This is a genomic window from Sphingomonas ginsenosidimutans (genome assembly GCF_002374835.1).
GTDB lineage: Bacteria > Pseudomonadota > Alphaproteobacteria > Sphingomonadales > Sphingomonadaceae > Sphingomonas > Sphingomonas ginsenosidimutans.
In genome coordinates, this window is the sequence record NZ_NWVD01000003.1 from 303,609 (window position 1) to 318,637 (window position 15,029).

At 70.3% G+C, this 15,029-nt stretch carries 16 protein-coding genes; 11 read left to right on the forward strand and 5 right to left on the reverse strand.

The window, feature by feature from the left end:
• Positions 1-114 precede the first annotated feature (114 nt).
• From COA17_RS09850 to COA17_RS09885, 8 genes are all read left to right on the forward strand, one after another.
• The gene (locus tag COA17_RS09850) at positions 115-825 is read left to right on the forward strand and encodes a response regulator (protein ID WP_066487501.1); all 711 of its coding nucleotides are present in this window, start codon (positions 115-117) and stop codon (positions 823-825) included.
• The gene (locus COA17_RS09855; protein ID WP_066487496.1) at positions 822-2,153 is read left to right on the forward strand and encodes an ATP-binding protein; all 1,332 of its coding nucleotides are present in this window, start codon (positions 822-824) and stop codon (positions 2,151-2,153) included. The genes COA17_RS09850 and COA17_RS09855 overlap by 4 nt, the downstream gene beginning before the upstream one ends.
• 101 nt (positions 2,154-2,254) lie before the next feature.
• Positions 2,255-2,947, forward strand: coding sequence for a carbonic anhydrase (locus COA17_RS09860; protein ID WP_096612266.1), 693 nt, complete (start codon positions 2,255-2,257; stop codon positions 2,945-2,947).
• A complete protein-coding gene (locus COA17_RS09865) occupies positions 2,947-4,524 on the forward strand; it encodes a SulP family inorganic anion transporter (RefSeq protein WP_096612052.1) in 1,578 nt (525 codons plus the stop codon). Before COA17_RS09860 ends, COA17_RS09865 begins: the two co-directional genes overlap by 1 nt.
• Positions 4,525-4,669: 145 nt before the next feature.
• Positions 4,670-5,518, forward strand: a complete 849-nt coding sequence (locus tag COA17_RS09870; RefSeq protein WP_066487493.1) for a TorF family putative porin — start codon at positions 4,670-4,672, stop codon at positions 5,516-5,518.
• Between the two features lie 106 nt (positions 5,519-5,624).
• Positions 5,625-6,521 carry a tetratricopeptide repeat protein gene (locus tag COA17_RS09875; protein WP_066487491.1) on the forward strand — a complete coding sequence of 299 codons (897 nt, stop codon included), beginning with the start codon at positions 5,625-5,627 and terminating at the stop codon, positions 6,519-6,521.
• A 10-nt stretch (positions 6,522-6,531) separates the two neighbouring features.
• A complete protein-coding gene (locus COA17_RS09880; protein WP_066487487.1) occupies positions 6,532-7,155 on the forward strand; it encodes an LON peptidase substrate-binding domain-containing protein in 624 nt (207 codons plus the stop codon).
• A complete protein-coding gene (locus COA17_RS09885) occupies positions 7,152-7,337 on the forward strand; it encodes a Trm112 family protein (protein WP_066487484.1) in 186 nt (61 codons plus the stop codon). The genes COA17_RS09880 and COA17_RS09885 overlap by 4 nt, the downstream gene beginning before the upstream one ends.
• A gap of 38 nt (positions 7,338-7,375) precedes the next feature.
• Here COA17_RS09885 and msrA read toward each other — a convergent pair whose 3' ends face one another.
• The 4 genes from msrA to pabB all read right to left on the reverse strand — a co-directional run bounded on the left by msrA (position 7,376) and on the right by pabB (position 11,483).
• A complete protein-coding gene (gene msrA / locus COA17_RS09890; protein WP_096612268.1) occupies positions 7,376-8,020 on the reverse strand; it encodes a peptide-methionine (S)-S-oxide reductase MsrA in 645 nt (214 codons plus the stop codon).
• Between the two features lie 54 nt (positions 8,021-8,074).
• On the reverse strand, positions 8,075-8,224 hold the full coding sequence (locus COA17_RS19375) for a hypothetical protein (RefSeq protein WP_176484853.1): 150 nt from the start codon (positions 8,222-8,224) through the stop codon (positions 8,075-8,077).
• A gap of 214 nt (positions 8,225-8,438) precedes the next feature.
• The gene (locus tag COA17_RS09895) at positions 8,439-9,638 is read right to left on the reverse strand and encodes a pyridoxal phosphate-dependent aminotransferase (protein WP_066489279.1); all 1,200 of its coding nucleotides are present in this window, start codon (positions 9,636-9,638) and stop codon (positions 8,439-8,441) included.
• Between the two features lie 51 nt (positions 9,639-9,689).
• Positions 9,690-11,483 carry an aminodeoxychorismate synthase component I gene (pabB, locus tag COA17_RS09900; RefSeq protein WP_245857621.1) on the reverse strand — a complete coding sequence of 598 codons (1,794 nt, stop codon included), beginning with the start codon at positions 11,481-11,483 and terminating at the stop codon, positions 9,690-9,692.
• A gap of 68 nt (positions 11,484-11,551) precedes the next feature.
• Here pabB and COA17_RS09905 point away from each other — a divergent pair, with 68 nt between their 5' ends.
• Positions 11,552-13,510, forward strand: a complete 1,959-nt coding sequence (locus tag COA17_RS09905) for a S9 family peptidase (protein WP_096612054.1) — start codon at positions 11,552-11,554, stop codon at positions 13,508-13,510.
• Positions 13,507-14,169, forward strand: a complete 663-nt coding sequence (locus COA17_RS09910; RefSeq protein ID WP_096612056.1) for an MBL fold metallo-hydrolase — start codon at positions 13,507-13,509, stop codon at positions 14,167-14,169. Before COA17_RS09905 ends, COA17_RS09910 begins: the two co-directional genes overlap by 4 nt.
• 19 nt (positions 14,170-14,188) lie before the next feature.
• Here COA17_RS09910 and COA17_RS09915 read toward each other — a convergent pair whose 3' ends face one another.
• Entirely contained in the window at positions 14,189-14,641 is a 453-nt protein-coding gene (locus COA17_RS09915) for an MAPEG family protein (RefSeq protein ID WP_425442691.1), read from the reverse strand.
• 206 nt (positions 14,642-14,847) lie between these two features.
• Between COA17_RS09915 and rpmF the strand changes: the two genes are divergently transcribed.
• On the forward strand, positions 14,848-15,027 hold the full coding sequence (gene rpmF, locus COA17_RS09920; protein WP_022688053.1) for a 50S ribosomal protein L32: 180 nt from the start codon (positions 14,848-14,850) through the stop codon (positions 15,025-15,027).
• Positions 15,028-15,029 lie beyond the last annotated feature (2 nt).

Consider the following 15,029-nt stretch of genomic DNA (forward strand, 5'->3'; position numbering starts at 1 on the left):
CGCCACTAGCACCCACCCCCGGGGGCCGCAACCCCCCTGTCGTTCGCGTTACACTTTTTTTCCCGCCACGGGTGCGACGTTGACCGCGCTGGCGCGCGACTCTACCTCACCGGCATGACCGCCCCCACGATTTTGCTCGTCGAGGACGATCCGTCGCTGCGGATGCTGACGGCGCGGGCGTTGCAGGAAAACGGCTTTTCGGTGCGCCCGGCCTCCGCCGCGCCGGAAATGTGGCTGGCGCTCGATTCGGGGCCGGTCGACCTCGTCCTGCTCGACATCATGCTGCCGGGAACCAGCGGGATCGACCTGTGCCGGTCGCTGCGCCAGAAAAGCGACGTGCCGATCATCTTCATGTCGGCGCGCGCGAGCGAGACCGACCGCGTCGTCGGGCTGGAGCTGGGCGCCGACGATTATATCGCCAAGCCGTTCGGCACGCGCGAGCTGGTGGCGCGGGTGCGCGCGGTGCTGCGCCGGCCCGCGCTGGACCGGCGCGCGGGTGCGAGCGACCAGGGGATGCTGACGTTCGATGGCTGGACGGTGAACCTGCCGCGGCGTGAGCTGACCAGCCCGACCGGCGCGATCGTCGACCTGACCGGTGCGGAGTTCGACCTGCTGGTGGTGCTGGCCGACCATGCGCAGCGCGTGATCGCGCGCGAGCGCTTGATCGAGCTGTCGCGCACGCGGCTCGGCGACAGTTCGGACCGGTCGATCGACGTTTTGGTCAGCCGGTTGCGCCGCAAGCTGGGCAGTGCGGGCGCCCCCGCGCCGATCGTCACGGTGCGCGGCGTCGGCTATATGCTCAACGCGCCGGTGGAGCGCCGTTGACCTTCCTGCGCCGGCCCGCGATCGGGCTGCTGGGGCAGGTCGTCGCGATCCTGCTGCTGACGCTGGTGATCGAATTCGGCGCCAGCACCCTGCTGTACGAGCGCGCCAGCCGCTTCGCGGTGCGCGACGACGAGGCGCATCGGCTGGCCGAGCATCTGGTCATCAGCCGCCGCCTGCTGGACGAGCGCCGCCCCGAACAGCGCCCCGGCATGGCGCAGGAGCTGACCACCGACCGCTACGCGCTGCAATGGACCGGCGCGGTCCCGCCGCCGGGGCGGTTCGCGCCGACGCTGGACGAGACGCGCCGCCAGATCGTCGAATGGGAGCCGTCGCTGCGCGGATCGGACCTGCGCGTGCAGCTGCTATCGCCGGGGCGCAGCTCGGTGGTGACGGGCGGGTTGCGGCTGGCGGACGGCAGCTGGCTGCATTTCCGCACGCTGGAGCCGGTCGCGCAGATCAACCTGGCGTTCGAGCGGATCGCGCTGGCGATGGTGCCGGCGATCGCGCTGATGCTGCTGGGGGGGCTGTTGCTGCGCCGTGTGCTGCTGCCGCTCAGGCGGCTGGCGGCGGCGGCGGACGAGGTCGGGCATGGCGATGTCGTGCCGGTGGCGGAGGACGGGCCGGGCGAGGTGCGGCGCGTGATCGTGGCGTTCAACCGGATGCAGGACCGCATCCAGGCGCTGATCGCGGGGCGGACGCAGGCGTTGGCCGCGGTCGGCCACGACCTGCGCACCCCGCTGGCCCGGCTGCACCTGCGGATCGAGGCGCTGGACCAGGATGAAATGCGCGCGGCGATCGCGCGCGACGTGGAGGAGATGGAGGGGATGATCACCTCGCTCCTCGCCTTCCTGGGGGGCGATGCCGATCCGGAGGCGCCCGCCGCGGTGGACCTGGCGGTGCTGTGCGCGACGATCGCCGACGATGCGCAGGATCGCGGGCGCGACGCGGAATATCGCGGGCCGGACCATTTCGAATGGCGCGTGCGGCGGCTGGGGTTCAAGCGCGCGCTGGTCAACCTGGTCGACAACGCGCTGCATTACGGCGCGCGCGCGACGATCGCGCTGCTGCCCGGGGGCGAGACGGTGACGATCCGCGTCGAGGACGATGGCCCCGGCATCCCCGACGACGAACTGGAGCATGTGCTGGAACCGTTCGTGCGGCTGGACCCGGCGCGCGGGCGCGACACGCCGGGGTTCGGGCTGGGCCTGCCGATTGTCCAGCTGGCGGTCGCGCTGGAGGGGGGCACGCTGTCGCTTTCCAATCGGGCGCAGGGCGGGCTGCGCGCGGAAATCACCCTGCCGCACACGGGGCGCGTCCAGCACCTGTGACGCGGATCGTGCCGGGCGGGAAACGAAACAACACAAACCCGCCGGACCGCAGCAAACGGCGGTCGTTAAGGACTGGACGGTTCATCACAGGAGTGATCGCCGTGAACGACGTCCTCGGCCGGGTCTTCAGTTTCGAGAAGCAGGTCTATCCCAACGCGCGCGATCTCTATTCGCGCCTCGCCACCCATGGGCAAAGCCCGAAGGTGCTGATCATCAGCTGTTCCGATTCGCGCGTCGTGCCCGAACATATCATGCAGGCCGAGCCGGGCGACCTGTTCGTGTGCCGCAACGCCGGGAACATCGTGCCGTCCTATGGCACGATGAACGGCGGCGTGATCTCGACGGTCGAATATGCGGTCGCGGCGCTGGGCGTCACCGACATCGTGGTGTGCGGCCATTCGGACTGCGGCGCGATGAAGGCGCTGATGAACCCGGAGATGGTGGCGAACATGCCCAATGTCGCCAACTGGCTGCGCCACAGCCATGCGGCGTGCGAGGTGGTGAAGACCTCCTACCCCGATTTGGACGATCAGGCGGCGGTGCGCGCCGCCAGCCTGGAGAATGTCGTCGTGCAGCTGGCGCATCTGCGCACCCATCCGGCGGTGGCGGCGAAGATCGCGCGCGGCGACCTGTCGCTGCACGGCTGGTTCGTCGACATCCACGAAGGCAATATCCTGGCGGTGGACGGCACCACCGGGCGTTTCGCCCCGGCGCGCGCCGACCGGCCGCTGCCGGTCTATCTGGCCGCGTCGCAGCGGCTGGCCGCCGACTTCATCGCCGAGGCGGCAGAGTGATGGCCAGCATCGCCCCCGCACCCGCCGCCGCGACCGCCGATCCCGGCCGTCCCGGCGTGTCCGTCCCCAGCGTCGCGTTCCTGGGCCGCGACCTTACCGCCTCGATCGTCGTCTTCCTGGTCGCCATGCCGCTGTGCATGGGGATCGCGATCGCGTCCGGCGTGCCCGCCGAAAAGGGCCTCATCACCGGCATCATCGGCGGGATCGTCGTCGGTGCGCTGGCCGGATCGCCGCTGCAGGTCAGCGGCCCGGCGGCGGGGCTGGCGGTGATCGTCTACGAACTGGTGCGCGACCAGGGGCTGAGCGCGCTCGGCCCGATCCTGGTGCTGGCCGGGCTGGTACAGGTCGCCGCCGGCGTGTTCCGGCTGGGCGGCTGGTTCAAGGCGATCTCACCCGCGGTGGTCCACGGGATGCTCGCAGGCATCGGCGTGCTGATCGTCGTCGGGCAGTTCCACGTGCTGTTCGACCACCGCCCGCTGCCCAGCGGGTTGCAGAATCTGGCGGCGATGCCCGGCCGGATGCTGGGGCTGTCGGCGACCAACTGGCAGGCGACCGAATTCGCCTTCGCGATCGCGCTGGTGACGATCGCGGCGATGCTGGGGTGGGAGAAGTTCCGCCCCGCCGCGCTGCGACTGATGCCGGGCGCGCTGGTCGGCGTCGTCGCGGGCACGTTGCTGTCGCTGGTGCTGGGCTTCGACATCGCGCGCGTCACGGTGCCCGATTCGATCGTCGGCGCGATCACCCCGCCGACCGCCGAATCGTTCGCGCGCTGGCTCGATCCGTCGGTGCTGGCGGCGGCGGTGGCGATCGCGTTCATCGCCTCGGCCGAGACATTGCTGTCGGCGGCGGCGGTGGACAAGATGCACGACGGCGTGCGCACCGACTATAACAAGGAATTGCGCGCGCAGGGCGTCGGCAACCTGTTGTGCGGGTTCGCCGGATCGCTGCCGATGACCGGGGTGATCGTGCGCAGCTCCGCCAACGTCCAGGCGGGCGCGATCACGCGGCTGTCCGCGATCCTGCACGGCGTGTGGATCCTGGCGTTCGTCGCGGCGCTGCCGTTCGTGCTGACGCAGATCCCGATGGCGGCGCTGGGCGCGATCCTGGTGGTGACCGGCTGGCGGCTGGTCAGCCTGAAGCACGCCACGCACCTGTTCCGCGATTACGGCGTCCTGCCGGTCATCATCTGGGGCGCGACGCTGGCGATGGTGGTGGCGACCGACCTGCTGACCGGCGTGCTGGTCGGCATCGGCCTGACCATGCTGGAACTGGTGCCGCACCTGCGCCGCCTGCGGCTTAAGGTGTTCGAGACGAGCGAGGGCGATGCGCATTCGATCACGCTGGACGGCACCGCGACGTTCGTGACGCTGCCCAAGCTGAGCGACACGCTGGACCGCGTGCCGCACGGCACCGCGGTGCGCATCGACGCCTCGCGGCTCGACGCGGTCGACCATACCAGCGCGGAGATGCTGCGCGACTGGTTCCAGCGCCGCCGCGCGTCGGGGACGCGGGTGGAGATCACCGGGGCGCGTGGCAGGATCGCCACACTTGCCGAAGGAAGCCACGACAAGAAATAGTTTGACACGAAACGGAAACATTTCCGAAAGTATTACTGCTTTACGTCGGGAGGGTGGCTTAGCGGCTGCCCTCCCGTTTTCGTGGCGGGGGAGAGCGGACGCAGGACACGTGCAGGAGGAGCCTCTGTCGAAAGGGAGGTTCCACATGAAATACACATTCCTCATCCCCGCGGCCTTGCTGGGCCTGTCCGCCGTGCCCGCCGCGGCGCAGGACACCGCACCGCCCAAGCCGGTGACCGTGTCCGGCTCGGTCGGTCTGGTCAGCGACTATCGCTTCCGCGGCGTGTCGCAGTCGGACGAGAACCTGGCAGTCCAGGGCGGCTTCACCATCGCGCACGAAAGCGGGCTGTACATCGGCACCTGGGGGTCGAACCTGGCCGGCTGGGGCACGTTCGGCGGCGCCAACATGGAGCTGGACCTGATCGCCGGGTTCAAGCTGCCGGTCGGCGGCGGTACGCTGGACGTCGGCGCGACCTGGTACATGTATCCGGGCGGGTTCGACAACACCGACTTCATCGAGCCGTACGTCAAGCTGTCGGGCACCGCCGGGCCGGTGAACCTGACCGCCGGCGTCGCCTATGCCCCCAAGCAGGAGGCACTGGGCGCGTGGTACAGCAACGGCACGTCGGCCGCCAACGGCGTCTATGACAATCCCGGCGCGACCGGCGACAACCTGTACGTGTGGGGCGATGCCGCCGCGGCGATCCCGAATACCGGGCTGACCGCCAAGGCGCATGTCGGCTATTCGAGCGGCAACAAGGGCCTTGGCCCGTTCGCGACCAGCGTCGCGCCGACCGGCGAATATGCCGACTGGCTGCTGGGCGTCGACTATGCGATCCCCACGACGCCGCTGACGCTGGGCGTCGCCTATGTCGACACCAACATCTCCGATTCCGAGGCCGCCTACCTCCAGCCCAGCTTCAGCAAGGGGCAGGACGGCGTCGGATCGATCGCCAACGGCAAGGTCGTGGTGTCGCTGACCGCCGCCTTCTGATCGGCCTGTCGGCAGAAAAGCGCGCGGGGCGGGGGTTTGTATCCCCCGCCCCGTTCCCACATAAGGGCGCATCACCATCGAGGAGCGCCCATTGGCCACGCTAGGAATGTCGCCGGCAGAGAAGGAAGCGGTGCAAAGCTTCCGTGCCGAGGTCGTCGAACCGTCGATGACCAAGCTGGTCGTCATCGATTTCTGGGCCGAATGGTGCGGGCCGTGCAAGGCGCTGACGCCGGTGCTGGAAAAGGTGACGGCCGATTACGCCGACAAGGGCGTGGTGCTGGCCAAGATCGACACCGACAAGAACCAGTTCATCGCCGCGCAATTCCAGATCCGCTCGATCCCCACCGTCTATGCGATGTTCCAGGGGCAGCTGGTCGCCGATCTGACCAGCGCGCGCACCGAATCGCAGCTGCGCACGATGCTGGACCAGCTGCTGCGGCAATTGCCGATTGAGGGCGAGGCGCAGGCGCAGGATGCCGAGCTGGAGCCGCTGATCGCGATGGGCGAGGAAGTGCTCGCCGCGGGTGATGCGGCGCGCGCGCTGTCGATCTTCGACCAGCTGGCCGAGATGGCGCCCGATCACCATGCGGTGCTGTCGGGGCGGATCCGCGCGCTGGTCGCCGGCGGGGACGTCGATGCGGCGGAGGCGGCGATCGCCGCGCTGCCCGAAGAAGTGGCGAAGCTGCCGGATATCGAGCGCGCGCGATCGGCGCTGTCGCTGGCGCGATCGGCGCCCGCGGTCGACGATCTGGCGCCGCTGGAGGCCGCGGTCGCGGCCGACCCCGATGATTTGCAGGCGCGCTACGACCTGGCCAACGCGCGCATGGCGGCGGGCGACCGCGACGGCGCGTCCGAAGGCTTCCTGTCGATCGTCGCCGCGGAGCGCGACTGGAACGACGGCGCGGCGCGCCAGCAGCTGCTCAAGCTGTTCGAGGTGGTCGGGCTGGAGGATCCGTGGGTGTCCGCACAGCGCCGCAAGCTGTCCGCCATCCTGTTCGGATGAGCGGCGCACGATGAGCAACGTGACGCGCCTGTCGATCTTCCCGCTGCCCGGGGCGCTGCTGTTCCCCGGATTGCACCTGCCGCTGCACATCTTCGAGCCGCGCTATCGCGCGATGGTATCCGACGCGATGGCGCGCGACCGGCGGATCGCGATGATCCAGCCGCGCCCCGACAGCACCGACCGCGATCGCCCCGCGTTGTTCGACGTCGGCTGCGTCGGGCGGATCGCCGAGGTGGAGGCGATGGACGACGGGCGCTACAATCTGATCCTGGAAGGGCTGACGCTGTTTCGCGTAGGGCACGAGATCGACGTGACCACGCCGTTCCGGCAGGTCGAGGGCATATTGATGCCCGTCACCCCGGACGAGACGCTGGCGCTGGGCGCGCGATCGTCGCTGGAGATGGAATCGCGCCGCTTCGCCGAGGCGCAGGGCTATGCCGTCGACTGGGACGCGGTCGGGCGGCTGGACGATACCAGCCTGGTCAACGGCATCGCGCAGATCGCCCCGTTCGATGTCGCCGCCAAACAGGCGTTGCTGGAGGCGCCGGGGATCGCCGCGCGTGCGGAATTGCTGGTCCAGCTGATGCAGTTCTTCGGCCGCCACGATGGCGAGGACCGGGTGACGTTGCAGTGACCGCGCCTGCCGCGCCGATCGACCCGTGGCTGCTGGAGCGGCTGGTCTGCCCCGCGACGCGCACCCCGTTGCGCTATGATGCGGCGCGCGGCGCACTGGTGTCGGACGCGGCGGGCGTCGCCTATCCGGTCCGCGACGGCGTGCCGGTACTGCTGGTCGAGGAGGCGCGGCCGCTGGAATAGCGCGCGGTCCGGTAAAGCCGTCCGCGTGCTTCCGCCGGTCAGCTCACCAGCCGCGGATAGGCGGCGCGGAAGGCGGCGACTTTGGGCTTGTCCCAGCGGACGATGTAAGGATGCGCCGGGTTCCGCCGGAAGAAGTCCTGGTGATAGGCCTCCGCCGGGTAGAAGGTGCCGCCCTCGATCCGGGTCACGATCGGCGCGGCGAAGGCGTGCGCGCGGCCCAACTGGGCGATGTAGGCGGCGGCGACGGCGCGCTGCTGCGGCGATTGCGGGAAGATCGCGGAGCGATAGCTGGTGCCCTGGTCCGGTCCCTGCCGGTTCAGCTGCGTCGGATCGTGGGCGATCGAGAAATAGACGCGCAGCAGTGTCGCATAGCTGACGACGCGCGGATCGTAGACGACCCGCACCGCCTCGGCATGGCGGGTCGTCTCGCTGCTGACGTCGGCGTAGTTGGCGGTCGCGCGCGTGCCGCCGGCATAGCCGGACGTGACCGAGCGGACCCCCTTCAGCTGTTCGAACACCGCCTCCATGCCCCAGAAGCATCCGCCGGCCAGCACCGCCACCTGCGTGCCGGTGCCGGGCGGCACGTCCTGCGCCGCGGCGGGAAGGGGAACGGCGCGTTCGGCCTGCGCACTGCCGCAGGCGGCAAGCGAGAGCGTCGCGGCGACAGCGAGGGTGCGGAACATCGTCATCGCGCCGATATGGGGAGCGTGGTGGCGGCCCGCCAGTCTAGCCAGACGTCAGCGGACGGCGTGGATCGCGGCGGGGGCGGGGGCGGGGGCGGTCGCGGCGTGCGCGTCGACCACGTGCACCGCACCCATGCCCAGCGTCCCGATCAGGAAGCCGCCGGCGAACTGCCATGCGAAGCTGGACTTGATGAAGCGGGTCATATGTCGTCTTTCTTCGTCTTTTCGGCCGTCTGTGCGGCGGGATCGAACCTGCGGCGATCGTTCGACGCGGGGCCGGCGGATCGTCCGTGGTCGTCTATGGCCGGGACGGGATGAACCGGGGCTGGAACGCTCGTTCATCCGGCGTTGATATAAGCGCGCTGCCGCCGAGCGCACAGCCCGGCGGCGGAAAGTCAGCGTTTCGAAATGCGTCGCGTCAGCGCAGCGCCGCGCACGCCGTCTGGATGCGCGTGCACGCCTCGGTCAGCAGCGCCTCCGACGTGGCGTAGCTGATGCGCATCGCCGGCGACAGGCCGAACGCCACGCCCTGCACCGCCGCGACGCGTGCGTCGTCGAGCAGATAGGTGACGAAATCGCTGTCGCTTTCGATCCGCTTGCCGTCCGGCGTCGTCTTCCCGATCACGCCCGCGATGTCGGGATAGACGTAGAAGGCGCCTTCGGGGCGTGGGCAGGTGATGCCGTCGGCGGCGTTGAGCATCGAGACCACCAGGTCGCGGCGCGTCTGGAACGCGGCGGCGCGCTCCTTCAGGAACGACTGGTCGCCGGTCAGCGCCGCGACCGCCGCCGCCTGCGCGATCGAACAGGGGTTGGACGTCGACTGCGACTGGAGCTTGGCCATCGCCTTGATCAGCCACGGCGCGCCGGCGGCGAAGCCGATCCGCCAGCCGGTCATCGCATAGGCCTTCGAACAGCCGTTGACGGTCAGCGTCCGCTCGTACAGCGACGGGCACACTTGCGCGATCGTGGCGAACTGGAAATCGTCGTAGACGATATGCTCGTACATATCGTCGGCGAAGACCCACACGTGCGGGTGGCGTTCCAGCACCGCGCCCAGCGCCTTCAGCTCGTCCGCCGAATAGGCCGCGCCGGTCGGGTTGGACGGCGAGTTCAGGATCACCCACTTGGTCTGCGGGGTGATCGCCGCCTCCAGCATCGCCGGCGTCAGCTTGTAATCATATTCGGCGCCCGCGGGCACGATCACCGGCACCGCGCCCGCGAACTGGACGACGTCCGGGTAGCTGACCCAGTACGGCGCGGGCACGATCACCTCGTCCCCCGCATCCAGCGTCGCCACCAGCGCGTTGAACAATGTGTGCTTGCCGCCGACGTTCACCGTCACCTGCGCGGGCGTATAATCGAGCGCGTTGTCGCGGCGGAACTTGGCGACGATCGCGTCCTTCAGCTCGGCGGTGCCGTCGACGTTGGTATATTTGGTCTTGCCGTCGCGGATCGCCTGGATTGCGGCTTCCTTCACGAAATCGGGCGTGTCGAAGTCCGGCTCGCCCGCGCCCAGGCCGATGACGTCGACGCCGGCGCGCTTCAGTTCCAGCACGCGGCTGGTGATCGCCAGCGTGGGGGAGGGGTTGATGCGGTCGAGCGCGGCGGAGGTCTTCATGGATGGCGCCTTCGATGGAAAATTGCGTGCGCGCCTATGCGACGTATGCGATCATTGTGCAACCGCGAGCACGGCGGGCATCAGCCCGCGCACCGCATTGCCGAGGTGGAAACCGCCCGCCAGAGCCGCGACGGTGACGTCACCTTCCACCGCCGCGCCGCTGTCGAGCAACTGCGCGCGCAGCACGCCCGGCAGCAGATGGGGGCCACGCGGCGTCACCAGCACGCCGTCGCGCGGGACGAACAGCGAGGTGAAGCTGCCCTCCGTCACATGGCCGCGGTCGTCGACGAACAGCACCTCGTCCGCTCCGCACGCACGGCGCGCGGCGTCGTAGAAGGCGCGGTCGCTGGTCTTGTGCCGCAGCCGCAGGTCGCGCGGCGGGACGGGCAGCGGCGCCACCGCGACGCGCAGCGGCCCTTCGGGCGGCATGGGCATCGGCGCGACCTCGATCGCGATCGCGCCCGATCGCGCGAGCAGCAGGCGGATGCGCATCGCGTCGCGCAGCCGGAAGGTCGCGGCCTGAAGTTCGTTGCGCGCGGCGTGGCGATCGAAGGTGAAGCCCAGCGTCGCGGCGCTCGTGCGCATCCGTTCCAGATGCCGTTCGATCAGCACGATGCCCTCCATCGGATCGAACGCCATCGTCTCGATCAGATCGAACGCCGGGCACGCGCCCGCCAGGAACGCGCCCTTGGCCAGCGCCTCGTCCCATTCGGCGTCGGCGCGCGAATCGGCGACGATCCCGCCGCCCAGCCCGATCGTCGCGTGATCCGCCCCGTCGGCGACCGTCAGCGTGCGGATCGCGACGTTGAACATCGCACCCTGCGCGCCGCGGTCGATCCGGCCGATCGCGCCGGTATAGGCGCCGCGCGGCGAACCGCGCTCCAGCCCGGCGATCGCCTGCATCGCGCGCACCTTCGGGGCGCCGGTGATCGACCCGCACGGGAACAGCGCGGCCAGCACGTCCAGCGCATCGCGACCCGGCGCCAGATCGGCGGTGACCGTCGACGTCATCTGGTGGACGGTCGGATAGTGTTCGACCGCGAACAGGTCGGGCACCGCGACGCTGCCCGCGACCGCGACGCGCGCCAAGTCGTTGCGCATCAGATCGACGATCATCAGGTTTTCGGCGCGCTGCTTGGCACTGGCGGCCAGCGCGGCGGCGGCGTGCGCGTCCGCGGCGGGATCGGCATGGCGGCGCGTGGTCCCCTTCATCGGGCGGCAGGTGAGCCGCCCGCGATCGAGCGCGACGAACAATTCGGGGGAGAAGGACAGCAACGTCTGGCGCCCCGTCGCGACCACCGCGCCCCAGCCCGCGCCGGCGGCCGGCCGCAGCCGGGCGTAGAGCGCGAGCGGATCGCCCGCGAAGGCCGCCCGCGCGCGGAACGTCAGGTTGACCTGATACAGGTCGCCCGCCGCGATCAGTTCCTGTGCGCGGTCGAACATCGCGCGATAGGCCGCGTAGGACGGCTCCGGCACCGGCGGGTCGATGATCGCGCCCGCCGGATCGGGCAGCCATGCGGGAACGTCGTCGACCGCCTGCCACCCGTCGAACAGCGCGAACCACGCCAGCGGGGCGGGCGACGGCTGGATCGGTCCCGCTGCCGGCTCGAACGCGGCGCCCGCCTCGTACGACAGGAACCCCGCGGCATCGAGCGTGCCGTCCGCGGTCGCGGCGCGCACCGCCGCCATGACGTCGCGCACCTCCGGCGCGCTCCACGCCTCCAGCACGCGCACGGGCCGGGTGTAGAGCCGCGCCGCCGCGCCGCCGGGGCGGGCATCGTCGAGGAGGATGAAGGGGTCGCGGGGTGACGTCACCGGGCGGTGATGCCCGTGCGGCCGCGCCACGGCAAGCGGCGTTGCCACCGTGATGGCAGGGGGTTAGCGTCGGCCAACGCATGAGACCAGGAGACCGGATGTCCCGTTACACGTTGCTCGCCATTCCCGCGCTGGTCGCCGCGCCCGCGATCGCGCAGGTCGCGGCGCCGGCGGTGCCGGTGCCCGCCGCAATCACCGCCGACGGCGTGCCGCCGATCCCGGCGGCGCTGGCCGACCGCACGCGCCCGTATCTGGAGGCACGATCGGCGGGCGTGGTGGACTGGAACCCGCGCGACCGGTCGCTGCTGATCGCCACCCGCTTCGCCAATGTCGCGCAGCTCCACACCGTCGCCGCGCCGCTGGCGATGCGCCGCCAGATCACGTTCGAGGCCGATCGCGTGTCGTCGGCACGCTATTCGCCGTCGGGCGACGTGCTGGTGGTGGAAAAGGACAGCGGCGGGGGCGAATTCTACCAGCTCTACACGCTCAACGGCGGGCAACTGACGCTGCTGACCGACGGGAAGAGCCGCAACCAGTTCGGCGCGTTCAGCCATGACGGCCGGCTGGTCGGCTATTCCTCCACGCGCCGCAACGGCGCGGACGGCGACCTGTACGTGATGGACCCGCGCGACCCGAAGAGCGACCGGATGGTCGCGCAGGTGACCGGCGGCGGCTGGAGCATCGTCGATTTCGCGCCCGGCGGCGGCCATGCGCTGGTCGCGCAATATCGCTCGGTGCAGCAATCCACGCTCTACGACCTGGACCTGGCGACCGGGACGCTGCGTGCGATCACCGATCCCAAGGCGGCGGTGGCATGGAGCGGTGCGCATTATGCGCCCGACGGCACCTTGTGGGTCATCGGCGACCAGGGATCGGACGTCGCGCGGCTGGGCACGCTCGACCCGGCGACCGGGCGGTTCACGCCGGTGGCGGGCGATCCGCGCTGGGACGTCGAGGATATGGAGATCGCGCCCGATGGCCGGTTCCTGGTCTTCGTCGTCAACGAAGCGGGCGCCAGCCGGGTGAAGGGCATGGACCTGGCGACGCGCGCGGTGCGCCCCGTCACCGGGCTGCCCGACGGCGTGGCATCGGGGGTGCGGATCGCGCCGTGGGGGACGATCGCGGTGACGGTCAGCGGCGCGGCGACCCCGGGCGACGTCTTCGCGATCGACCCCGCCACGCTGGCGGTGACGCGCTGGACCGAAAGCGAGACCGGCGGGCTGGACCCGGCGCGCAACCCCGCGCCCGAACTGGTGACGGTGAAGAGCTTCGACGGGACGGCGGTGTCGGGCTTCCTCTATCGCCCAGATCCCGCGCGCTTTCCGGGCAAGCGCCCGCTGATCGTCAGCATCCATGGCGGGCCGGAGGGGCAGAGCCGCCCCGGTTTCCAGGGCGCGTCCAATTACTACACCAACGAACTGGGCGTCGCGCGCTTCTATCCCAACGTCCGCGGCTCGACCGGGTTCGGCAAGCGCTTCGTTGCGGCGGACAACGGGCCGTTCAAACGCGAGGATTCGGTCAGGGACATCGGCGCCTTCCTCGACGCGCTGGCAAGGGATCCCGCGATCGACGCCGACCGGATCGGCGTGGAGGGCGGCAGCTATGGCGGATATATGTGCTATGCCTCAGCGATCCGCTACGGCGCGCGGCTGAAGGGCGCGCTGTGCACGGTGGCGATCTCGAACTTCGTGACCTTCCTGGAAAATACCCAGGCCTATCGCCGCGACCTGCGCCGTGTCGAATATGGCGATGAGCGCGATCCGCAGCAGCGCGCGAAGCTGCTGGCGATCTCGCCGATGACGCGGGTGGTCGAATTGCGCGTGCCGCTGATGGTCGTTACCGGCGCCAACGATCCGCGTGTGCCCAAGAGCGAGGCGGACCAGATGGTCGCCGCGGTGCGCGCCAACGGCGGCAGCGCGTGGCACGTCGTCGCCGCGGACGAAGGCCACGGCTATGCCAAGAAGGCCAATCGCGATTACGCCTATTGGGCGGGACTGACCTTCTGGCAGGGCAAGCTGCTGGCGCCTCCGCCGGCCGCGGCGGGAGGCGCCAAGTGACCGCCACCGCGCCGCTGCGCGCCGCGATCGTGCCGGTCACCCCGATCGAGCAGAATTGCACGCTGATCTGGTGCACCGCGACGATGAAGGCCGCGGTGATCGATCCAGGCGGCGACCTGCCGAAGATCCACGCGGCGATCGCGCAGGCCGGGGTCACGGTGGAAAAGGTGCTGCTGACCCACGGCCATATCGACCATGCCGGGGAGGCCAAGCCGCTGGCCGAGGCGCTGGGCGTGCCGATCGAGGGCCCGCACGAGGACGACCGCTTCTGGCTGGCGCGGCTGGCCGACGACGGGCGCAACTGGGGCATCACCGGCGTGCCGTTCGAACCGGATCGCTGGCTGGCCGACGGCGATACGGTGACGGTCGGCGACCTGACGCTGGACGTCTACCACACGCCCGGCCACACCGCCGGGCACGTGATCTTCCACCACGTACCCTCGAAGTTCGCGCAGGTCGGCGACGTGCTGTTCCAGGGATCGGTGGGGCGCACCGACCTGCCGCAGGGCAATCACAAGCAGCTGATCGAATCGATCGTGACGAAGCTGTGGCCGCTGGGCGACGACACCGCGTTCATCCCCGGCCATGGCCGCCCCAGCACCTTCGCGCACGAACGCGCGCACAACATGTTCGTCAGCGACCGCGCGCTGTCCGCCTAGCCCCCGACGCCCCGGCGCGTCAGGCCGATGGCCCGTCGGTGGCGGGGGCCAGCGGGACCGGCGCCGGGCGCGCGCCGTCGGTATAGGCGATCGCGAGCGCCCAGCCGGCCAGCGCCGCCAGTAGCACCCATGTCCCCAGCGCGCCGACCGCACGCAGCGGATTGGGGGCGGGGCGGGTCATCCCCAGCCCGTGCGCGATTCGCACCGCGACGAACGCGCCGCCCAGCCCCCACAGCCACGACGGCGAGCCGCCCGCCAGCTCGATCCCGGCGATCAGGATCAGCGCGAATGGCGCATATTCGATGAAATTGGCGTGCGCGCGTTGCAGCGCGAACAGCCGTTCGTCGCCGCCGTCGCCCAGCATCACCTTGCCGCGCATCCGCCCCGGCACGATTCGCATCGCCAGCCACAGGTTGACCACGGCACAGGCCGCGGCGATCGTCAGCGTCACCGGAAGCACCAGCGTCTTCACCCCTCCCCAAGGCGCACGGGCGCCGCGGGCAAGGTGCCATCGCCCGACGCGGCTTGCAACGTCGCGGAATTTCGCTATAGGCGCGGGGCTTCGCGATGCGAGCCGATGCCCGGCTGCCTGCCGCGGCTGGCCATCGCGCCGGTCGCTGCGGGCGTTGTGTGCCGGCTGGCCGTGTATGGAAACATTAGACAGATCAAGGTGCCGCGATGGCCGTCCCCAAGCGAAAGACTTCTCCCTCCCGCCGTGGCATGCGCCGCGCGCACGACGCGCTGTCGGTCGAGGCGTTCCAGGAATGCCCGAACTGCGGCGAGCTGAAGCGTCCGCACAACCTGTGCACCGCCTGCGGCCATTATAACGGCCGTGAGGTAGTCGCGGTCGACGCCTGATC